This is a genomic window from Blautia hansenii, assembly GCF_013304445.1.
Lineage (GTDB): Bacteria > Bacillota > Clostridia > Lachnospirales > Lachnospiraceae > Blautia.
Map to the genome: position 1 here is coordinate 195,178 of NZ_JAAITA010000001.1, position 21,900 is coordinate 217,077.

The 21,900-nt window shown below is 46.1% G+C and carries 21 protein-coding genes; 19 read left to right on the top strand and 2 right to left on the bottom strand.

Annotated elements, in window-relative coordinates:
* The first annotated feature begins 28 nt into the window (after nt 1–28).
* From ychF to ftsZ, 13 genes are all read left to right on the top strand, one after another.
* Nucleotides 29–1,126 (top strand): redox-regulated ATPase YchF, encoded by a 1,098-nt coding sequence (gene ychF / locus G5A70_RS00900; RefSeq protein WP_173747246.1) that lies wholly within the window; start codon nt 29–31, stop codon nt 1,124–1,126.
* An 11-nt stretch (nt 1,127–1,137) separates the two neighbouring features.
* A complete protein-coding gene (locus G5A70_RS00905) occupies nt 1,138–1,308 on the top strand; it encodes an aspartyl-phosphate phosphatase Spo0E family protein (protein WP_173747247.1) in 171 nt (56 codons plus the stop codon).
* Between the two features lie 245 nt (nt 1,309–1,553).
* A complete protein-coding gene (gene mraZ / locus G5A70_RS00910; RefSeq protein WP_173747499.1) occupies nt 1,554–1,985 on the top strand; it encodes a division/cell wall cluster transcriptional repressor MraZ in 432 nt (143 codons plus the stop codon).
* Between the two features lie 18 nt (nt 1,986–2,003).
* Nucleotides 2,004–2,945, top strand: a complete 942-nt coding sequence (rsmH, locus tag G5A70_RS00915; RefSeq protein ID WP_173747248.1) for a 16S rRNA (cytosine(1402)-N(4))-methyltransferase RsmH — start codon at nt 2,004–2,006, stop codon at nt 2,943–2,945.
* Between the two features lie 30 nt (nt 2,946–2,975).
* The gene (locus G5A70_RS00920; protein ID WP_173747249.1) at nt 2,976–3,458 is read left to right on the top strand and encodes a hypothetical protein; all 483 of its coding nucleotides are present in this window, start codon (nt 2,976–2,978) and stop codon (nt 3,456–3,458) included.
* A gap of 12 nt (nt 3,459–3,470) precedes the next feature.
* Entirely contained in the window at nt 3,471–5,627 is a 2,157-nt protein-coding gene (locus tag G5A70_RS00925; protein WP_226853423.1) for a peptidoglycan D,D-transpeptidase FtsI family protein, read from the top strand.
* 107 nt (nt 5,628–5,734) lie between these two features.
* On the top strand, nt 5,735–7,459 hold the full coding sequence (locus G5A70_RS00930) for a peptidoglycan D,D-transpeptidase FtsI family protein (protein ID WP_173747250.1): 1,725 nt from the start codon (nt 5,735–5,737) through the stop codon (nt 7,457–7,459).
* A gap of 60 nt (nt 7,460–7,519) precedes the next feature.
* Nucleotides 7,520–8,479 carry a phospho-N-acetylmuramoyl-pentapeptide-transferase gene (gene mraY, locus G5A70_RS00935; RefSeq protein WP_173747251.1) on the top strand — a complete coding sequence of 320 codons (960 nt, stop codon included), beginning with the start codon at nt 7,520–7,522 and terminating at the stop codon, nt 8,477–8,479.
* A gap of 25 nt (nt 8,480–8,504) precedes the next feature.
* Nucleotides 8,505–9,863, top strand: a complete 1,359-nt coding sequence (gene murD / locus G5A70_RS00940; RefSeq protein ID WP_173747503.1) for a UDP-N-acetylmuramoyl-L-alanine--D-glutamate ligase — start codon at nt 8,505–8,507, stop codon at nt 9,861–9,863.
* Nucleotides 9,864–9,992: 129 nt separating this feature from the next.
* Nucleotides 9,993–11,084, top strand: coding sequence for an FtsW/RodA/SpoVE family cell cycle protein (locus tag G5A70_RS00945; protein WP_173747252.1), 1,092 nt, complete (start codon nt 9,993–9,995; stop codon nt 11,082–11,084).
* A 70-nt stretch (nt 11,085–11,154) separates the two neighbouring features.
* Nucleotides 11,155–12,408 carry a UDP-N-acetylglucosamine 1-carboxyvinyltransferase gene (murA, locus tag G5A70_RS00950; RefSeq protein WP_308781703.1) on the top strand — a complete coding sequence of 418 codons (1,254 nt, stop codon included), beginning with the start codon at nt 11,155–11,157 and terminating at the stop codon, nt 12,406–12,408.
* 11 nt (nt 12,409–12,419) lie between these two features.
* Nucleotides 12,420–13,391, top strand: a complete 972-nt coding sequence (locus tag G5A70_RS00955) for a cell division protein FtsQ/DivIB (RefSeq protein ID WP_173747254.1) — start codon at nt 12,420–12,422, stop codon at nt 13,389–13,391.
* A 192-nt stretch (nt 13,392–13,583) separates the two neighbouring features.
* A complete protein-coding gene (ftsZ, locus tag G5A70_RS00960; RefSeq protein ID WP_173747505.1) occupies nt 13,584–14,741 on the top strand; it encodes a cell division protein FtsZ in 1,158 nt (385 codons plus the stop codon).
* A gap of 99 nt (nt 14,742–14,840) precedes the next feature.
* Here the strand turns inward: ftsZ and G5A70_RS00965 are convergent, their stop codons facing one another.
* Entirely contained in the window at nt 14,841–15,713 is an 873-nt protein-coding gene (locus G5A70_RS00965) for a shikimate dehydrogenase (protein ID WP_173747255.1), read from the bottom strand.
* Between the two features lie 460 nt (nt 15,714–16,173).
* Here G5A70_RS00965 and G5A70_RS00970 point away from each other — a divergent pair, with 460 nt between their 5' ends.
* From G5A70_RS00970 to G5A70_RS00985, 4 genes are all read left to right on the top strand, one after another.
* Nucleotides 16,174–17,040 carry a sigma-E processing peptidase SpoIIGA gene (locus G5A70_RS00970; RefSeq protein ID WP_226853425.1) on the top strand — a complete coding sequence of 289 codons (867 nt, stop codon included), beginning with the start codon at nt 16,174–16,176 and terminating at the stop codon, nt 17,038–17,040.
* Between the two features lie 14 nt (nt 17,041–17,054).
* On the top strand, nt 17,055–17,780 hold the full coding sequence (gene sigE, locus G5A70_RS00975) for an RNA polymerase sporulation sigma factor SigE (RefSeq protein WP_173747256.1): 726 nt from the start codon (nt 17,055–17,057) through the stop codon (nt 17,778–17,780).
* 143 nt (nt 17,781–17,923) lie between these two features.
* On the top strand, nt 17,924–18,892 hold the full coding sequence (locus tag G5A70_RS00980) for an SPFH domain-containing protein (RefSeq protein WP_173747257.1): 969 nt from the start codon (nt 17,924–17,926) through the stop codon (nt 18,890–18,892).
* Between the two features lie 13 nt (nt 18,893–18,905).
* Nucleotides 18,906–19,112 (top strand): hypothetical protein, encoded by a 207-nt coding sequence (locus tag G5A70_RS00985; RefSeq protein WP_226853427.1) that lies wholly within the window; start codon nt 18,906–18,908, stop codon nt 19,110–19,112.
* An 89-nt stretch (nt 19,113–19,201) separates the two neighbouring features.
* Here the strand turns inward: G5A70_RS00985 and G5A70_RS00990 are convergent, their stop codons facing one another.
* Nucleotides 19,202–19,960: an IclR family transcriptional regulator gene (locus G5A70_RS00990; protein WP_173747258.1), complete on the bottom strand. Its 759-nt coding sequence runs from the start codon at nt 19,958–19,960 to the stop codon at nt 19,202–19,204.
* Nucleotides 19,961–20,158: 198 nt separating this feature from the next.
* On the opposite strand from G5A70_RS00990, the gene G5A70_RS00995 reads away from it, so the two are divergent.
* The gene (locus tag G5A70_RS00995; RefSeq protein WP_173747259.1) at nt 20,159–20,800 is read left to right on the top strand and encodes a bifunctional 4-hydroxy-2-oxoglutarate aldolase/2-dehydro-3-deoxy-phosphogluconate aldolase; all 642 of its coding nucleotides are present in this window, start codon (nt 20,159–20,161) and stop codon (nt 20,798–20,800) included.
* Between the two features lie 35 nt (nt 20,801–20,835).
* Nucleotides 20,836–21,861, top strand: coding sequence for a sugar kinase (locus G5A70_RS01000; RefSeq protein ID WP_173747260.1), 1,026 nt, complete (start codon nt 20,836–20,838; stop codon nt 21,859–21,861).
* Nucleotides 21,862–21,900: the final 39 nt, after the last annotated feature.

Sequence of the window (21,900 nt, forward strand, 5' to 3'; positions counted from 1 at the left end):
AAGCAAAAAGTAAAGTGAGGATTTTATTATGAAATTAGGTATCGTGGGACTTCCCAACGTAGGAAAGAGTACATTGTTTAACTCTCTGACAAAGGCAGGAGCAGAATCAGCAAACTACCCTTTCTGTACCATTGACCCAAACGTGGGAATCGTAGCAGTTCCGGACGAGAGACTGAAGCTTTTGGGCGATTTTTACCAGTCTAAAAAAGTAACTCCGGCTGTCATTGAGTTTGTAGATATTGCAGGTCTGGTAAAAGGAGCGTCCAAAGGCGAAGGTCTGGGAAACCAGTTTCTGGCCAATATTCGTGAGGTAGACGCCATTGTCCATGTAGTACGTTGCTTTGAAGATGAAAACGTGGTACATGTAGACGGTTCTATCGACCCGTTAAGAGATATTGAAACCATTAATCTGGAACTGGTTTTCTCTGATTTGGAAATTTTGGAGAGAAGAATTGCAAAGACCACCAAGTCCGCCAGAATGGATAAAGACGCGGCAAAAGAACTGGAATTTCTGAAAGGAGTAAAAGCCCATTTAGAAGACGGAAAGCCTGCGGCAACTCTGGAACTGGAAGATGAAGACCAGGAATTATACATGAAGGAATACAACCTGCTTACCTGGAAACCGGTTATCTATGCTGCCAATGTTTCCGAGGATGACCTGGCAGACGACGGGGCTTCCAATCCTCATGTACAGAAGGTAAGAGAATATGCTTCTCAGACAGGCAGCGAAGTTTTTGCCCTGTGTGCAGAAATCGAACAGGAAATCTCTGAACTGGAAGAAGACGAAAAGAAAGAATTTCTGGAAGATTTGGGAATTAAACAGTCCGGTCTGGAGAAACTGATAGTAGCAAGCTACCGTCTGCTGGGACTTTTAAGTTTCCTGACTGCAGGAGAGGATGAAACAAGAGCCTGGACCATTAAAGTGGGTACCAAAGCGCCTCAGGCTGCAGGAAAAATACACACAGACTTTGAACGTGGATTTATCAAAGCGGAGGTTGTGAATTATCAGGACCTTCTGGACTGCGGTTCTTATGCAGGAGCCAGAGAAAAAGGTCTTGTGCGCATGGAAGGAAAAGAGTACGTGGTGCAGGACGGAGATGTGATTTTATTCCGCTTCAACGTATAAGGAGGGTGCCTATGACCCAGAGTGAACTGAAAGAGAAAATTGAAGAAGTAAGAAAAACTCTTGATACGGCCATTGAAACCAAAGCCGGTTTCGGAAAAATATTGGATATCAGTCAGTCTTTGGACAGATTGATTGAAGAATACATGCAAATGAATACCCAGAGTTGCATGGTAAAGCAGTAGGGGAAAGAAGAGATGGAAGTTTCTGGAAAACCTTGATTTTCCGGGCTTTTTTCTCTTCTTTTTTTGCACAAAAACATATGTTCTCCCTTGCGCATTTCCCATTCTTGGTATAGAATGAACACATAAGTGGTAGAAAGTGGTGAAAAGTGGTAGTAAATGGGTGGCTTGTGGCAGAAGTACCCCGTATGGACCATGGAGGAGACGAAGGGGAGATTCGTTTCTTCACGAAAGAAGGTGTCGTTCATATGTTCATGGGAGAGTACAGTCATACAATTGATGCAAAGGGAAGGATGATTATTCCCTCCAAGTTCCGGGAAGAGCTGGGAGAAGAATTTGTACTGACCAAGGGTCTGGATGGCTGTTTGTCAATCTATCCCAATGATGAATGGAAAGCCTTTGAAGAAAAGCTGAAAGCTTTACCGCTTAATGATAAAAATGCAAGAGCCTTCTTACGTTTCTTTGTAGCCAGCGCAACTGCATGTGAACTGGACAAGCAGGGGAGAATTCTCGTGCCGGCAACGCTGCGGGAATTTGCCGGTTTGAACAAAGATGTGGTATTAACTGGAAATCTTACAAGGATTGAAGTCTGGAGTAAGGAAAAATGGTTGGAAAACAGCAATTACGAGGACATGGATGCCATTGCAGAGGGTATGCAGAGTATGGGCATTATTATCTGAGTATGCTAGGAGAGAAAAATGGAATTTAAACACCAATCCGTATTACTGGAAGAAACAGTCGGGAACTTAAGGGTAAAGCCCGACGGAACTTACGTTGATGGAACACTGGGAGGCGGCGGACATTCCTATGCGATATGTCAGCAGTTATCTGCCAAGGGGAGCTTGATAGGTATAGATCAAGATGAAGCTGCAATAAGAGCTGCGGGAGAGCGGTTACAGGAATTCAGGGAGAATGTAACCATCATCCGCAGCAATTATTGCAACATGAAAAAAGAATTACAAAAGATAGGAATCACATCAGTTGATGGGATTGTTTTAGATTTGGGAGTATCTTCTTACCAGCTGGATAACAGCGAGCGGGGATTTACCTACAGAGAAGATGTTCCTCTTGACATGCGTATGGACCAGAGGAATCCCCGGACCGCAAAGGATATTGTGAACACTTACAGTGAAAGTGAACTGTACCGCATTATCCGGGATTACGGGGAAGATAAATTTGCGAAAAACATTGCAAAGCATATCTGTCTTGCAAGACAGGAAAAGAACATAGAAACCACGGGAGAGCTCACGGAGATTATCAAACGGGCGATTCCCATGAAAATGCGAGCAGTTGGAGGGCATCCGGCGAAAAAGACTTTCCAGGCTATCCGAATTGAGTTGAATCAGGAATTGGATGTGCTGAAGAATACACTGGATGATATGATTGACCTTTTGAATGAGGAAGGAAGGATTTGTATTATTACATTTCATTCCCTGGAAGACCGGATTGTAAAGACTATTTTTAAGAAAAATGAGAATCCGTGTACCTGTCCCCCGGGATTTCCGGTGTGCGTATGCGGAAACGAATCAAAAGGGAGAGTGATTACCAGAAAGCCCATTCTGCCAAGTGCAGAAGAACTGGAGTATAACAAACGTTCTAAAAGCGCCAAACTGCGGGTTTTCGAGAGGGTGAAACAGTAACAGGAAATAACCTGACAAGGGGAGAGTTTCATGGCAAGTACAAGGAACCGAAACAAATATGACAACAGAAGAGTGCAGAAGCGCGGGGCGTACTTTGAAGATGGAAACGCTGCGCGCCGTTTGGAAGAGGTACCTGGTCGGCCAAAGAAGAAACTGAGCAGGACGGTACAGAAGAACCGGGCAAAGAGTACAAATATGGGAAAGGGTTATATTGCCTTTCTTACCTTTGTGTGTGCCTTGGCTACAGGTGCCTGCGTGCATTATATCAAATTGACTGCGGAGCTGACGGCACAGAAAAGTGCACAGGCGCAATTAGAATTAGAACTCAATGAACTGAAAGCAGATAATGACGCCTACTACAGCGATGTGATGAGCAGTGTGGATTTGGATGATATCAGAGACCGTGCCATCAATGAGCTGGGGATGGAGTATGCAACAGAAGACCAGATTAAATACTATGTTCCGGGAAACAACAGTTATGTAAGACAGTATCAGGATATTCCGGAAGAATAAGCAGGTGAAAGATTGAGAAAAGACGAGTCAAGACAAAGAAAACTTACAAAAAAGATGAAACTAAAGCTGGCGGGGGTATTTGGCTGTTCTCTGCTGGCTTTAGTCAGTTTATTGGGAGGAATTACCATTATCAATGCCAAGTCGGGAAACCGTTATACCCAGCAGGTGTTGTCCCAGTCCCAGCAGCAGTATACAAATACAACGATTCCTTTTAAGCGGGGCAGTATTACGGACCGCAACGGTACTATTTTAGCCAACAGTGTGAAGGTGTACAACCTGGTTTTGGACTGTGTGGAAATTAACAAGAACCCGGAAAAGTATAAAGAACCTACGAAGGCAGCGCTGGAGGAGTATTTTGGCATTGACCAGGATACAGTCGAAGACCTTTTAACCGGGGATGACACCAAGGCGAGCCAGTATCAGATTCTGCAAAAGGAAGTTACCATGGAAGAGAAGAAGGCATTTGAAGCCTCTTTGGAAATTCCGGAGGATGAGGAAGAGAAGAAGGCTCTGGGCGAGGAGGAAGTGACCCGTCGCCAGAGCGTCCGTGGAATTTACTTTGAAGAAAACTATAAGCGGATTTATCCTTTGGAGAGTCTGGCTTGTGATGTCATTGGATTTACCGACTCAGATGATACGGCAACCTGGGGGCTGGAAGGGTATTACAACAGTACGCTAAATGGCAGCAACGGGCGTAAATTTGGGTATATGGGTGAAAATGAGACACTGGAGCAGACCATTATTGAGGCGGAGAATGGAAAGAATCTGACCACTACCATAGATGCTACGATTCAGGAGATTGTGGAAAAGTATATTTCCGCTTTTGACCGGGCGCTGTCTGCCGGTCCTAATAACAAAAAGAATGCTAAGAAAAAGGGCGCGGAAAATATAGCCGTCATTGTGGAAGACCCCAATACCGGGGAGATTCTGGCTATGGCCAGTTCGGGAACGTATGATTTAAACAATCCCAGGGATTTAACGGGAAGTTATACAGATTTGGAAATCGCAAATATGGACGATGAAGAGACAAAAGAAGCTCTGTTTGCCATGTGGAAAAACTATTGTGTCAGCCAGAACTATGAACCGGGTTCCGTTATTAAACCTATTGTAGTGGCCAGCGCCCTGGAATCCGGCGCCATTACGGAAGACAGCCGTTTTGTCTGCGACGGCGGAGAGGAAATCGGAGAGGACTATGTGCGTTGCGCTGTTTATCCCGACAGCCATGGGGCGGAAAGTGTGGGAGAGGTTATTCAGAACTCCTGCAATGACGGTATGATGGCCATCGGACGGAAAATGGGGGCCAGTCTGTTTCTGGAATATCAGAGCAAGTTTAATTTTGGTACCAGAACCGGTATTGACCTGCCAAGTGAGGAAACGGGACTTCTGTTTTCAGAAGATAATATGTATGAGATGGAATTGGCTACCTCAGCTTTCGGCCAGGGATTTAACTGTACTATGATTCAGGAAATTGCAGCCATGTCTGCGGCAATTAACGGCGGTGTTTATTACCAGCCCCATCTGGTAAAAGAAATTACCGATGAAGATGGAAAAGTTGTGAAAAATATCACTCCTACCATTTTAAAACAGCCCATATCAGAAGAGGTTTCTGCAGATGTGCGGGAATACATGGGTATGAGTGTGGAGAGCGGTACCAGTAAGTCAGCTAAAGTCAAGGGATATTCCATGGGCGGTAAGACTGGTACAGCGGAAAAGCTGAATGAAAAGGAAAAGGGAAACTATCTGGTATCCTTTATCGGTTTTGCCCCTCTGGATAAGCCAGAAGTCATTATCTATACGGTTGTAGATACACCAAACGTGGAGGAACAGGCTTCCAGTACGTATCCTCAGTATCTGTCCCAGGCGATTCTGTCTGAGGTACTGCCGTACATGAACATCTATCAGGACGAGCCGACAGACGAAGAAACCGTACTCTGGGAAGGTTTCTACGGAGTGCCCAAGATGACAGATATCATCAAAGACGGTGTGTCCAATCCATATGGCACCATACTGGACCAGGGCTTCGGTGACGGAGACCCACAGGAAGAAGAGGCCAACAACGAGGAAACAGATGGCATTACCAACGAAGACGCAGGCATTGACGAAGATGACGCCACCTACGAAGAAGATGCCTATGGTATGGAAGACTTGGAAGACCAAATAAGAAGATAAAAAACAGTGTTGCTGCAATTCCTTCGTGCGGCAACACTGTTTTTCGTTCTAAAGAAGAGGCAGGAAATCATATAGTATAGGGATAAGCTGTTTGTCGGGGCTGAAAGTTGAGGAAAAACAGAACCTATCATAAAAAGAAAACCGTGGTAGTCTTTGCTGCCTGTGTGCTGATGCTTATGGGACTTATGGGACGTATGGTCTATCTTATGGTCATCCGTTCAGATTATTATGCGAAGAAGGCAGAGCAGCTTCATGAAAGGGAGCGGGACATTAAGGCGGCCAGAGGCAGAATTCTGGATTGTAAAGGGGAGGTGCTGGCGGATAATAAAGCGGTGTGTACGATTTCTGTGATTCACAGCCAGATAAAAGAGCCGGAAAAGGTTATCCGTATGTTGGAAAAAGAGCTGGGGCTGTCTTACGAAACTGCCAAAAAGAGAGTAGAAACCGTGTCTGCCATTGAACGGGTCAAGACCAATGTGGAGAAAAGTGTGGGGGACAAAATCCGAAGCTATGGGCTGGAGGGCGTCAAAGTAGACGAAGATTTCAAGCGGGATTATCCTTATGAAGAACTGGCCTCCAAGGTGCTGGGGTTTACCGGAGGGGATAATCAGGGGATTATCGGACTGGAAGTAAAGTATGAAGATGTGCTGCAGGGCATTAATGGCAAGATACTCACCACCACAGATGCCAGAGGGGTAGAGTTGTCCGAATTGGGAGAGTATCGGGCAGAGCCGGTGCCGGGGTATGATTTGCACCTGAGTCTGGACAAAAATATTCAGATGTACGCCCAGCAGGCCGCAGAGAAAGTCATGGAGGAAAAAGAGGCGGACGCTGTGTCCATTCTGCTGCTGAATCCCCAGAACGGAGAGATTTATGCCAATGCCAATGTGCCGGAATTTAATTTGAATGAGCCGTTTACTCTGAATACGGATATAGACACTTCCGGTATGACAGACAAGGAACTGCAGGATGCCTGCAACCAGATGTGGAGAAATCTCACAATCAATGATACCTATGAGCCGGGGTCTACTTTCAAAATTATTACCATGGCAGCCGGACTTTCCCAGGGGGTGGTACACCGGGATGACCGCTTTTCCTGTCCCGGTTTTCGGGTGGTGGAGGACAGAAGAATTCACTGCCATAAAAGAACAGGACACGGGGCAGAAAGCTTTGTGGAAGGGGCCATGAATTCCTGCAATCCGGTGTTTATTGAGGTAGGGCTGCGGCTGGGCGTGGACAATTATTACCGATATTTTCAAAAGTTTGGCCTTCTGGAGAAGACCGGCATTGATTTGCCGGGAGAGGCGGGCACCATTATGCACAAAAAAGAAAATATCGGGGAAGTGGAACTGGCTACCATTTCTTTTGGCCAGTCCTTTCAGATTACGCCTATACAGCTGGCTACCACAGTCAGTTCCCTGATTAACGGAGGAAAACGGATAACACCCCACTTTGGAGTAAGGGTGACAGACCGGGAAGGCAATCTGGTAAAAACGCTGGACTATAAGGAACAGACCGGAATTGTCACGCCCGAGGTGTCAGAAGAAGTCCGCTACATTCTGGAAAAAGTAGTATCTGAGGGTTCAGGAAAGAACGCAGCCATAGAGGGCAGAACCATTGGGGGAAAGACCGCCACTTCCCAGACTTTGCCAAGAAGCGCTAACCGCTATATCTCGTCTTTTCTGGGCTTTACTCCGGCAGATAATCCCCAGGTTCTGGGTATCTGCGTCATCCACGACCCTCAGGGCATTTATTACGGCGGAACCATTGCCGCGCCTGTGATAAAAGACATCTTTGAGAATATTCTGCCCTACATGGGGATTGAAGGTTGATAAATGAAGGAAAAAGCATTATACTAGGAAGAGCAAAAATACATAAAAAAGAGGTGTACTATGACAGATTTTAAAATGGTTGTACCGGTACTTGTGGCGTTTGCCATCAGTGTCATATTAGGTCCCATTATCATTCCCTATCTGCGGAAACTGAAAATGGGACAGACAGAGCGTAAAGAGGGAGTACAGTCCCACCTAAAGAAAGCCGGAACCCCCACCATGGGCGGTATTATTTTCCTTCTTTCCACAGTGGTGACTTCCCTGCTCTATGTAAAAGATTATCCGAAGATCATTCCTGTTTTGTTTCTCACACTGGGATTTGGAATCATTGGTTTTCTGGATGACTACCTGAAGGTTGTGCTGAAGCGTTCGGACGGCTTAATGCCCATGCAGAAAATGGCATGCCAGATTGTGGTAACGGCTGTGTTTGCCTTTTATCTGGTGAAATTTACCGATGTGCCTCTGACCATGAAAATTCCTTTTATTCCGGGACATGAACTGGACTTCGGTATTCTCACCATTCCGCTTATCTTTATTGTAGTCATCGGTACGGTAAACGGTGTAAATTTTACCGACGGACTGGACGGGCTGGCTTCTTCCGTAACCATTATGGTGGCTACCTTCTTTTCCGTTATTGCCATTGGGACAAAGAGCGGGATTGAACCCATTACCTGCGCGGTGGTGGGGGCTTTGATGGGCTTTTTGCTGTTCAATGTGTATCCGGCCAAGATTTTTATGGGAGACACGGGCTCGCTGGCTCTGGGCGGTTTTGTGGCAGGTACGGCGTATATGCTGCAGATGCCACTGTTTCTTTTGATTGTAGGTCTGATATATGTGGTGGAGGTGTTGTCTGTTATGATTCAGGTGACTTACTTTAAGGCAACCCACGGGAAGAGATTCTTTAAAATGGCGCCCATTCACCATCACTTTGAGTTGTGCGGCTGGTCTGAAACCAGAGTCGTAGCAGTATTTTCCATTATCACGGCTGTTTTATGTCTGATTGCGTTAATGGGTGTATAGGAGAAAAATTATGAGTTTACACAAAATGGAATTACAGGGGAAAAAGGTGCTGGTGTTTGGTTCCGGTATCAGCGGAATCGGTGCGGCAAAGCTTCTGGAAGCCGTAGGCGCCCGGGTTGTCCTGTATGACGGCAATGAGAAACTGAAAAAGGAAGAGCTTCAGAAGAAGCTGCCCAAAGGCTCCGCCTGTGAAATTGTACTGGGCGAACTGAGTGGCGAAGTGATTTCCACTCTGGATTTGGCAGTGATGAGTCCGGGAGTACCTCTGGACATTGCGCCTGTGGAGCGTATGCAGGCTGCAGGCGTGCCGGTGTGGGGCGAAGTAGAACTGGCTTACCGCATGGGCGAGGGAACGGTGCTGGCCATTACAGGGACAAACGGAAAGACTACCACCACAGCGCTCCTTGGAGAAATCATGAAGGCTTACGCGAATTCGGTGTTTGTAGTAGGAAATATCGGAAATCCCTATACAGAGGCGGCTTTGTCCATGAATGAAGACAGCTATACAGTGGCGGAAATCAGCAGTTTTCAGCTGGAAACCACCCACACCTTTGCGCCAAAAGTTTCTGCTATTCTAAATATTACAGAAGACCATTTAAACCGTCATCATACTATGAAAGAATATATTCGTGTGAAAGAACTGATTGCAGCCAATCAGACAAAGGACGATTTCTGTATTCTGAATTATGAAGACGAAGAACTGCGCAGGTTTGCAGAACACTGTCCGGCAACGGTTGTTTTTTTCTCCAGTGAGCGAAAGCTGGAAAAGGGCGTGTACTTAGATGGTACGAGGATTGTGCTGAAAACGGACGCAGAAGAGGTGGAACTGGTACGCACTGAAGAACTAAAGCTTCTGGGACAGCATAATTACGAAAACGTTATGGCAGCAGCGGCTATGGCTTACTGCGCCGGGGTGCCCAAGGAAGTTATCCGAAAGGCAGCGTCTGCATTTCGTGCCGTTGCACACCGTATTGAGTTTGTGGAAGAGATTCATGGCGTGGCTTATTACAACGATTCCAAGGGAACCAATCCCGACGCAGCCATTAAGGGCATACAGGCGATGAACCGCCCGACGTTCCTCATTGGCGGAGGATACGATAAAGAATCTTCTTATGAAGAGTGGATTCAGGCCTTTGAGGGCAAGGTAAAGGAATTGGTGCTTATCGGACAGACCAGAGAGAAAATAGAAAAAGCAGCTCACGCATGCGGCTTTTACCATACCATTCTGGCAGACAGCCTGGAAGAAGCGGTGAAAATCTGTGCCGAAAAAGCCCAAAAAGGAGATGCCGTTCTGCTTTCTCCTGCTTGCGCAAGTTGGGGGCAGTTTGACAACTATGAGCAGCGGGGAGACAAGTTTAAGGAATATGTACGCAGCATGCTGTAAGAAAGAAGAGGGGACAGTCAAAAAGGGCTGTCCCCTTTGTCGTGGGGGAAACTTCTTTGGAATACGTCTATCTGTTTCCTGTATTTCATATATTGAAAAGAAGCACCGTCACGAAAGGAAGCATGAAAAGTGGAGAAAGAAAGAAAAAATGCGGGACACCAGGATACAGGGCTTTTGTTTCTGGTTCTGTTTCTTCTGATTTGCGGTCTGGTGTTTCTCTATAGTACCAGTGCGTATAACGGCAGAGTCAAATTTCATGATTCTGCCTATTATTTTAAGAAACAGTTATTTGCCACTTCCCTGGGGCTTATGGGAATGTATCTGGTTTCCTGTATGGATTATCACATCCTGGTGCGGTTTGCCCCCTTTTTTTATCTGGTATCGCTGGTTTTGTCCCTGGCTGTTCTCTTGTTCGGAGATGAATATAATGGCTCAAAACGGTGGCTTTCTATAGGTCCGCTGTCTTTTCAACCTTCCGAATTTGCCAAGGTGGCGGTCATACTGCTTCTGACCCATGTGATTATCCGCAGTGCGGAACAAAAGCAGGGAATTCTTCATATGGCAGGCACAATGATGCTTTTGCTGCCCATTGTGGGGCTTGTGGGAACGAACAATTTAAGTACTGCTATTATTATTCTGGGAATCGGAGTTATTTTAATTTTTGTATCCAATCCCCGCTACCTGCCTTTTCTTGGTATCGGAGCTGTGGGTGTGGTGTTTATCGGAATCTTTCTGGGCATGGCAAGCTACCGTCTGGAGCGGCTGGCTATCTGGCGGAATCCGGAGGCTTACGAAAAAGGATTTCAGACTATACAGGGGCTGTATGCCATAGGCAGCGGCGGGATTTTCGGCAGAGGGCTTGGCAGCAGTCTGCAAAAGCTGGGATTTGTGCCCGAGGCCCAGAATGATATGATTTTTTCCATTATCTGTGAGGAAACGGGGCTTGTAGGAGCCTGCCTCCTGATTCTGCTGTTTGGGCTGCTTATCTGGCGTCTCATGGTTATAGCCACCCATGCAAGAGATTTGAGCGGCGCTTTGATTGCAGCAGGGATTATGGGGCATATGGCCATCCAGGTGATTTTAAATATCGCAGTAGTGACCAATACCATTCCCAACACGGGAATTACGCTGCCCTTTGTCAGCTATGGAGGGACGTCTGTGCTGTTTCTTCTGGGGGAGATGGGGATTGCGCTGTCTGTGAGTCGATACGAAGAACCATGACTTTATGCACATTGTTCGTCAGGCCGCATAGAATACAGTATGAAAGTCTTTGAATCTGAATATAAGAGGAGTGTATGGCTTGGCTGGAATTAAAATTACAGGCGGAATTCCTTTAAGTGGTGAAGTGAAAATACAGGGTTCTAAAAACGCGGCACTGCCAATGATGGCTGCCGCTCTTTTAAATAAAGGAGTTACCGTGCTCCATGGCTGTCCGAAAATTGCAGATGTTTTTGTTATGGAAGAAATTTTAAAGAAACTGGGGGTAAAAGTCATCTGGGAGGGGCATACCCTTTTGCTGGATGCAGAACAGGTAACAGGATATGAGGTGGACCGGAAGCTGGGATGTCAGATGCGTTCCTCCATTGTCCTGCTGGGAAGTCTGCTGGGCCGGTGCGGCCAGGCCTGCGTGCCCTATCCCGGCGGCTGCGTCATTGGGAAAAGACCTGTGGATTTGCATTTGGCGGCTTTAGAGGCTATGGGGGCAGAATTTCAGGAAGGAGAAATGCTGTGCGCCAGAGCAGGGAAAAGGCAGGAAAGCAGATATCATTTTCCGAAAAGCAGTGTGGGGGCTGCGCAAAATGCCATTCTGGCCGCGGTATGCGCCCCGGGAATCACTTGGCTTTCCGGTTGTTCAAAAGAGCCGGAGGTCAGCTGGCTGTGCCGTTTTTTGAACCAGGCCGGGGCGAGGATAGAAGGTGTGGGAAGCCAGCAGCTTAAAATTACCGGGGTACGGAACCTTCATGATACGGAATTTCAGGTGCCTGCAGACCGGATAGCAGCAGGAACTTATGTGTGTGCCGCCGCCATTACCCGTGGAAACTGCATATTGGACCAGGCGCCGGTGGAGGAAATGGGGGCGCTTTTAGCTGCCTATGAGAAAATTGGTGGACAATATACCTGCAACAGTGGTAAACTGATTCTGTCAGGTCAGAAGGCGGATGGCTTTATCCCTTATCTGCAGACCGCCGTGTATCCGGGGTTTCCCACGGATTTGCAGTCTGTGTTTCTGGCAGTGCTTGCAGCCGCCAGAGGAGAAAGCTGTCTTGTGGAGACCGTGTTTGAAGACCGCTTTAAACCGGTGTACCAGCTGCAGAGAATGGGAGCAGATATTTCTGTATGCCAAAACTGCGCCCGGATTCGGGGAGGCGTTCTTCTGGGAAATAAGGTTTGGGCTGAGGAACTGCGGGGAGGCGCGGCGCTGGTGCTGGCGGGCTTGGCCGCCAGGGGAGAGACTTATGTGGAGAACCGCCATTACATTGAGCGGGGCTATGAAGATATCTGCAGAGATTTGGCGTTATTGGGAGCGCAGATTTTCAAAGACTAAAGGGGAAGTTTATGAGTAAAAGAAGCATACGCAGAATTGTGACAGAAATCATTGTCATAGGAATCCTGATTTTTCTGATTGTGTTTTGTGTGGGATTCCGCGTTACAAAAGTAGAAGTAAAGGGTAATCAGTTTTATTCGGATGAGGAAATCAAGAAGATGGTGCTGGATGTGCCGGCGGCCAAAAACACGCTGCTGGCAGAACGGTTTATCAACACAGAGGAAAAGACAAAAGAGGAGGCGCTCATTGAACGAATAACCATTAAGAGGAAGAAATGGAATACGCTGGTGCTGCAGGTCAGGGAAAAACAGATGATTGGCTATTTCAGTCTCAACGGTCAATGCCTGAATTTTGACCGCCAGGGCGTAATTCAGATTATTACAGAGGAATCCATTGAAAATGTACCTCTGATAGACGGGCTGAATGTAAAAGAGGCCAAGCAGGGGGAGAAGATAAAAGGAATCAACAAAAAGAGACTGAACACCATTTTAAGTGTAGGGAAAATGCTGGAAAAGACCGAGCAGAAGCCGGACCGTCTGGTGTTTAATGATCTGAAGCAGCTGGTACTGTATTACGGTTCTATTGAAGTCAATATGGGAACCGATGAAAATATGGATGAAAAGATGAACCGCCTGATTGGAATCCTTCCGCAGCTGGAAGGTATGGAAGGTGTCCTTCATCTGGAAAATGTAACAGAAGACACAGCCAGTGTTGTATTTGACAATGCGGCAGAAGAGAACAGCGAAACAGGACAGAGTGCAGAGGAGGAAAATACGGACACAAACACTTCCGAAGAGGAAGACGGTCAGGATATTTCCGATGCGGGCAGCGGAGAGGGAACAGACAGCACAGACCAGGGGGAGGATTCCCAGAATTCTGACAGTCAGGACAAAGACCCAGAAGACAAGGGCACTTTTTCAGAAGGTGATTCCGACACCGGAACGGATGTGGAATACAGCGACGGTTCTGATTCAGCAGGCTGACGAAAGTTTGATAAAAAAGGGGGATAATTCTAAAAAAGGTCTAAAAAATTTTTAAAAAGTGAATTTACCAGTTGATTAATTTAAAAAAAGCATTTATTATATATCTATATGTATATTATGAAAGAAAATGAATGTGATACACATTTCAAGCCATACAAGGGAGCTAAAGGAGGAAATACCGTGTTAGAAATTATGACAAACGAGGCTGAATCATCTGCAAAGATTATCGTTGTAGGTGTAGGTGGAGCTGGAAATAACGCAGTAAACAGAATGGTGGAAGAAGCCATCGGCGGAGTGGAATTTATTGGAGTCAATACAGATAAACAGGCGCTTACATTATGCAAAGCACCCACAGTGATTCAGATTGGTGAAAAGCTGACAAAAGGTCTGGGTGCAGGCGCAAAACCGGAAATCGGTGAAAAAGCTGCGGAAGAAAGCATCGAAGAAATCAGACAGGCCATCCAGGGAGCGGATATGGTGTTTGTTACCTGCGGTATGGGCGGCGGAACAGGAACCGGCGCTGCACCGGTAGTTGCCGGAGTGGCTAAGGAAATGGGAATTCTGACCGTTGGTGTTGTGACAAAACCTTTCCGTTTTGAAGCAAAAACCCGTATGAGCAATGCTCTTTCCGGAATTGAAAAATTAAAAGAAAATGTAGATACACTCATTATTATTCCAAACGATAAACTTTTGGAAATCGTTGACCGCCGTACTACCATGCCGGAAGCTCTGAAGAAAGCAGACGAAGTCCTGCAGCAGGCTGTACAGGGTATTACAGACCTGATTAACCTGCCTGCACTGATTAATCTGGACTTTGCAGACGTACAGACTGTTATGATTGACAAAGGTGTGGCTCATATTGGTATCGGTGAAGGCAAGGGCGATGACAAAGCCATGGAAGCTGTTCAGCAGGCGGTATCCAGTCCTCTTCTGGAGACAACCATCCAGGGCGCATCACACGTTATCATTAACGTATCCGGAGATATTTCTCTTATGGATGCCAACGATGCAGCAACTTATGTACAGGATTTGACAGGCGAAGATACCAACATTATTTTCGGTGCCCTGTACGATGATAAAGAAGCAGATTATGTAAGAATTACGGTTATTGCAACAGGCCTGGATGATGAGACAGCCAGAAAAGCAAGTGTGGAAAGAAATAAGAAAGCAGCGAAGACAACAACAGCAAGACCAGTAAGACAGCAGGCTGCACCGCAGCAGCAGGAGTCGGTACAGCAGCAGACAACAGGCTACCAGATGCCAACCTTCCAGCAGGCGCCAACTACTTTTACCAGCAGTGTGCCGAAAAAAGATATTCAGATTCCTGACTTTTTGAAAAACAGAAGATAAGAGAGAATAAAAGAAGACCGCAGATTTTTAGGAAAGATTCCTTGAAATCTGCGGTCTTTTGTGTTGTGGCAAATGATAAAAGGACAGATACAGAAGGGGTTAAAAATCGGTCTGCAGGTATTCCCTCACCTGCTTCATAGGCATTTCCCGTCCTGTCCAGATACGGAAAGCTTCGGCCCCCTGATACAGGAGCATACCGTATCCGTTAAAGGTTTTGCAGCCGGCCTTTTTTGCCAGGGATAACAGGCGGGTTTCCCAGGGATTGTAAATGATATCTGCTACGGACAGGGCGGCAGGAAAGGCAAAATCTTCAGGCAGAATACAGGTATCCGGGCGGGGAGCCATACCCACAGAAGTAGCGTTTACCAGAAGTGTGCTTTCCCGGACTGCATGTTCCAGTGTCTGCAAATCTCGGATATCGTGAATCTGGAACTTACAGCCTGTTTCCACAGAAAGGTTTTCTGCAAGGGCTTCCATTCTGGACAGGTGGGAGCTGGTGCTTCTGAGAAAAATATGCATGTGTGCCACGCCGTCCAGGGCCGCCTGGGCACAGATTGCCGTGGCAGCGCCTCCGGCTCCCAGAAGAGTCATGGTTTTCCCTTTCATCTCAAGACCCTGTTCTGCCACAGAGCGCATAAATCCAATGCCGTCTGTGTTGTGTCCGATAAGCCGCCCGTCTCTGTTTTCTACGGTGTTTACCGCCCCGATGAGCCGGGCTGCGCAGGACAGCTCATCCAGATGTTCCAGAACTTTATTTTTATCGGGCATGGTTAAGTTAAAACCTTTCACATTCAATGCGCGAAGCCCCTGTACGGCATCCTTTAATCCCTGCTCTTTCACGTCAAAGCACAGGTATACATAGTCCAGGCCAAGAGACTGAAAGCTGTAATTGTGCATAAGCGGGGAAATGCTGTGGGCAACCGGGCTGCCCAGAAGTCCGGTAAGTCCGGTTTCTCCGGTAATGTGTATCATAAGAATATTCCTCCTCCTGTATCTTCCATTGCTTTATGAAAAGTTTAAAGTGAAACTGCGTCGCTGTCAAGTGGAAAAGAGCAGGAAACAGTGTGGGCAATGTTGGAGACAATAAGCGACAATTTAGGAGAAATTCCGCTGCTGTTTACCTTCCCCATCCCAGGGGAGGGCGGCTGCCGGGAATTATGTAGGAAGATTATGTAAAGCTGGCTGTAATTCCTCAAAACAGAAAAGACGGTGGTAACCATGTCCATGGGAGAAGTGGGTATGACCAGTCACTTTCCGGGAAAAATTGACATAAAACAGGTAACATAAGGTAAAAAAAGCGGCATTGCACTGTCGAAAAGATTTTACAGCCAGGCAAGCCGTTTTGACAAAATCAGCACCCCCAAACCTCTATAATGGACAGTACTTATTCCAGATAAGTAGAAGAGTCCCTGCAGAGGCTAGGGGGTGTTTTGTGTACTGCGAATTTTACATAGATGTGTTTTTCGCGGTGAATCTGCTGATGGATTTCTGGGTGCTGTGTCTGACCAATGTGCTGCTAAAGGGCACTGCCAGCCCTTTGCGTGCTTTTTGGGGCGCTGTTTTTGGGGCACTTGGAATGTGCGGCTTTCTGGTATTCTCAAGAGAAATCCACACAGCAGGACTTGTGATTTTTTACAGTATCAGCGTATTGGTTATGGTGCGTACAGGCTGCGGTTTCAAAACCCTGAAGAAGCTGCTGGCCGCAAGTGCCGCTTTTTTTGGAGCCTCCTTTCTTCTGGGCGGAATCCTGCTGTTTGCAGAGCCTTTTTTGAAAGAGAAAGAACTTCCGTTTTTGTTTATCACAACTGCCGCTTACCTGATTTTATACACAGGCATAAGACTCTGTAAATACTTAAAAGGAAAAAGCAGTCTTTCGTGCGACGTGAAACTTGTGCTGAAAGACAGGGAAAGAAAAGTAAAAGGACTGTATGATACGGGAAACTGTCTGCTGGATACGCAGACAGGAAAACCAGTGTGCGTGATGGAATACAGCAGTTTTGAGGGACTGCTGGACAGAGAACAGAGAGAAGCACTGGAACACTTTTGTGCCATGAACCTGGAAGAAGGAAAAGAACAGATGGGCAAAGGGCTGGAAGAACTACAGCCCAGGTTTGTGCTTTATACCAGCGTGGGCTGCCAAAGAGGGCTGCTTCCTGTTGTGACGGCAGAAAGCATGACCGTATATACAGAGGACGGGGAAAAAGAGATAAGGGGAGCGCCCATAGGGCTTTCTCGGACGTCCCTGTCCTTAGACAGGCGTTTTCAAATGATTATAAATCCCGGTATTTTAAAGAGTTGAGAGGAGTATGAAAAATGGATGTTTGTGCAAAAAGAGGGTTTTCGTTTACTGGTTTTACCGGAATCTTACTGCCCAGGGGGAATGAGATTCACTATATTGGCGGTGCAGAAGTGCTTCCTGCTCCCTTGCCTGCAGAAGAGGAGGCCGTGCAGCTTGAAAAATTGCAAGGGGAGAAAAGCGAGGCTGCCAAAGCCTGTCTTATTGAACATAATTTAAGACTGGTGGTCTATATTGCCAAGAAATTTGACAACACCGGGGTGGGGGTAGAGGATTTGATTTCCATAGGTACCATTGGACTTATTAAAGCTATTAATACCTTTAATCCTGTGAAAAAAATCAAGCTGGCCACTTACGCTTCCCGGTGCATTGAGAACGAAATTCTCATGTACTTGCGGCGAAACAGCAAAACGAAGCTGGAAGTTTCCATTGATGAACCTTTAAATGTGGACTGGGACGGCAACGAACTGCTGCTGTCGGACATTTTGGGAACCGATGAGGATGTGATTTACCGGGATATTGAAAGCGAAGTGGAGAGGAAACTGCTGGGAAAAGCCATTGGAAAGCTGACGAAGCGAGAGCAGACCATTGTGCGGCTGCGCTTTGGCATTAATATGCCGGAGGGAAGAGAGAAGACCCAGAAAGAGGTAGCAGACCTGCTGGGTATCTCCCAGTCTTACATATCCAGACTGGAAAAGCGGATTATGAAAAGACTGAAAAAGGAAATTGTGCGGTACGAATAGAGAAGATAAAGGGAAAAGGCTGTTTCTGTGAGACGGCCTTTTTTTCGTGAAACGATATTGACAGAGAAAAAATTTGGTGATATATTGATGATATCAAAATGATATCAAATTAAATCGAGCTGACGAAGCGAGGAGGATGACCTATGAGTGAAGAAAACAAAGGGAAAAACGAGATTCAGAAAGAAAAGGTGTTGCAGGCGAAATCAGGTTTTGGTATGCTGATACTTGGATGCATACTGGCGGCAGCCGGAATAGGAGGGTTTGTCTGGGGAGCGCTGCTCTGTGACAGAAATGGGGCAGAGGTACTGGGAATTGCTGCTATAATAGCAGGAACTTTGGCATTTTTGGCAGGTATCCTAATCCTGTGCGGACTGAAGGTTATCAATCCCAAAGAGGCCCTGGTGCTGGCTTTGTTTGGTAATTATTACGGAACCTTGATGAAAGAGGGCTTTTTCTGGGTGAATCCTTTTGTTACAGCGATTAATCCCACGGTAAAGGCAGCAGCCAATGGCAAAAGCGTCAACCGTAAGGTATCATTAAAAACCATGACACTGAACAATGAAAAGCAGAAAGTAAATGATGAGACCGGAAATCCGGTGGAAATCGGGGCTGTGGCTATCTGGAAAGTGGTGAATCCCACAAAAGCAGTGATAAACGTAGAAAATTATAAAAGCTATCTTTCCATTCAGTGCGATTCCATCATCCGAAACACAGCCAGAAAATATCCATATGATGCCGCAGAGGGAAAGGATGAAAAATCTTTAAGAGGAAGCAGCCAGGAAATTGCGGATATCATGTGCAGAGAACTGCAGGAGAAAGTGGAAAATGCAGGCATTAAGATTCTGGAAGTCAGAATTACCCATTTGGCGTATGCGCCGGAGATTGCCTCTGCCATGCTCCAGAGACAGCAGGCGGCAGCCATTATTGACGCCCGTCAGAAGATTGTAGAAGGCGCTGTGGGAATGGTAGAAATGGCTTTGGAAAAATTAAGTGAAAATGAGATTGTAGAACTGGATGAGGAGAGAAAAGCGGCTATGGTCAGCAATTTGCTGGTGGTACTGTGCGGCAATAAAGATGCACAGCCCATTGTCAACAGCGGCAGTATCTATTAAAAAATAAAAGGCGGTGAGACACATTCTGGAAAACGAAAAGAAACCAAAGGGAAAAGAAAAAGCAAAGAAACAGGTACCTTTAAGACTGTCAGCGACCCTGTGGAATGAAATTGCCCAGTGGGCGGAGGACGATTTTCGTTCTATGAACGGCCAGATAGAATATCTGCTGACAGAATGTGTGAAATATAGAAAAAAACACCAGAGAAAAGAGGACGAATAAAAAAGAGCCATATGGGAAACGTATGCAGAGAAATCAGCAAGTGTTTTCCATATGGCTCTTTTTATGCACTGCGTACAGACGGCTGATCCTTAGCGCATGGCTGCAACAATTTCTTTTTTGATATGCAGCACAATCTGGGACAGTTCTTCAATACGCCGGTCAGACATTCGCGCCACCGGGGCGGAAATGGAAAAGGCATATTTGGGCCTTCCCTTAAAGTCAGGAATGCTGACTGCGATGCAGCGCACACCAAGTTCATTTTCTTCGTCATCTAAGGCATATCCTTTTTGCTGAACCTCTTTTATTTTCTCGAAAAATTGGGTATAATGAATCATAGTATGAGGTGTCAGTTTCTGGATTTGGCTGTTGTCCCAGATTTCTTTGATTTGGGTTTCCGGCATGTCCGCGGCCATGGCTTTTCCCACACCGGAACAGTAAAGGGGAATCCGGCTGCCCACCTTGGAAACCATGCGGATGGAATTCTGGTAGGATTCCTCTTTGTAAATATACACGGCATCCAGACCGTCCAGTTGTACGAAGTGAACCGTCTCTCCGGTTTCCTCAGACAGCTTCTTTAAGAAGGGGCGTACGGTCTCCAGAATGTCCATATGGCTCATCAGCTTGTTAGACAGAGTCAGAAGCTTAAAGGACAGGGAATATTTTCCGGTTTCTGCGTCTTGTTTTACATAGCCCATGTAAATCAGGGAACTGAGCAGACGGTGTACCGTGCTTTTATTTAACTCAAGATGGCGGCACAAATCTGCCAGAGCTGCAGGCCCGGTTTCAGCCAGGGTTTCCAGCACCAGAAACAGACGGTCAGCCACCTGAATAGGGTTTTTATTTTCCATGATAATTCTCCCGGTTTTCTATATTGACATTGACGCTATTGTAACACTTTCAAAAGATTGTGGCAACAGGAGATTTTTTTCGATTTTCTGCTTGACATTTTTTTACACCGTAGTATAATGCAAATTAAAGAAATACCACATGACGAAACGACATTTCACAATATGAAACACTGAGCAATTATGAAGGAGGAACAAGCAATGAGCACAGTTGCAGAAAAAATCGCAGAATTAGGTGTAGTACCGGTAGTTGTATTGGAAGATGCAAAAGATGCAGCACCTCTGGCAAAAGCATTAGTAGAGGGCGGACTTCCATGTGCTGAGGTTACATTCCGTACTGCAGCAGCAGAAGAATCCATTAAACTTATGACAGCAGAATACCCGGACATGTTTGTAGGAGCAGGTACAGTTCTGACTATTGACCAGGTAGACCGTGCAGTGGCAGCAGGCGCAAAATTTATTGTAAGCCCTGGATTTGACCCTGAAATCGTAGACTACTGTCTGGAGAAAGAAATTCCGGTATTCCCGGGCTGCATTACTCCATCCGAAGTAGCACAGGCGGTTAAGAGAGGCTTAAAAGTCGTAAAATTCTTCCCGGCAGAACAGTTCGGCGGCGTTGCTACCATCAAAGCGATGGCAGCTCCTTATGTAGGTCTGAAATTCATGCCTACAGGCGGTGTAAACGCAAAGAACCTGGAAAGCTACTTAGGCTGTGACAAAATCATTGCCTGCGGCGGAAGCTGGATGGTAAAAGGCGATTTAGTAAAAGCAGGAAAATTTGATGAAATTAAAGACCTGACAGCAGAAGCAGTAAAATTAGTTGCTGAAATCAGAAATAAATAAGAACAAGGGAAAAAGATTAAAGGAGATTAATACAAATGGCAAAGAAAGTAATTACTTTTGGTGAAATTATGTTGAGACTGGCTCCGGAAGGATACTACCGTTTCGTACAGGCAGAAAACTTCGGCGCAACATACGGCGGAGGAGAAGCAAACGTTGCTGTTTCTTTAGCAAACTACGGATTTGACGCAAAATTCGTTACAAAACTTCCAAAACACGAAATCGGACAGGCTGCTGTAAATTCTTTAAGAAAATACGGCGTTGACACAACAGATATCGTGCGCGGCGGCGACAGAGTAGGTATCTACTTCCTGGAAAAGGGCGCTTCCCAGAGACCTTCCAAAGTTATCTACGACAGAGCAGGTTCTTCTATTGCAACAGCTACAACAGCTGACTTTGACTGGAAGAAAATCTTCGATGGTGCTGACTGGTTCCACTTTACAGGAATTACACCGGCCTTAAATGACGAAGTAGCCAACATCTGTCTGGAAGCTTGTAAAGCTGCAAAAGAAGCAGGACTTACTATTTCCTGTGACTTAAACTACAGAAACAAACTGTGGTCCAAAGAAAAAGCAGGACAGGTTATGGGTGAAATCTGTAAATATGTAGACGTATGTATCGCAAACGAAGAAGACGCAGCTGACGTATTCGGTATCAAAGCAGCAAATACAGACGTTACAACAGGTACTGTAAACCACGAAGGTTACAAAGATGTTGCAAAACAGTTAGCAGACCGTTTCGGATTCCAGAAAGTGGCTATTACACTGCGCGAATCTTTATCTGCAAATGACAACAACTGGTCTGCAATGTTATACGATGGAAATGACTACTACTTCAGCAAAAAATACAAAATGCACATTGTTGACCGTGTAGGCGGCGGAGATTCTTTCGGCGGCGGACTTATCTGTGCATGCTTAAACGGATACGATGCACAGGCTACAATCGAATTTGCAGTAGCAGCATCTTGTCTGAAACATTCTATTGAAGGTGACTTCAACATGGTTTCCATGGACGAAGTTGCAAAACTGGCAGGCGGAGACGGTTCCGGACGTGTTCAGAGATAATTAACTGCATATTTAAAATGAAAAACCCTTATTGCCATT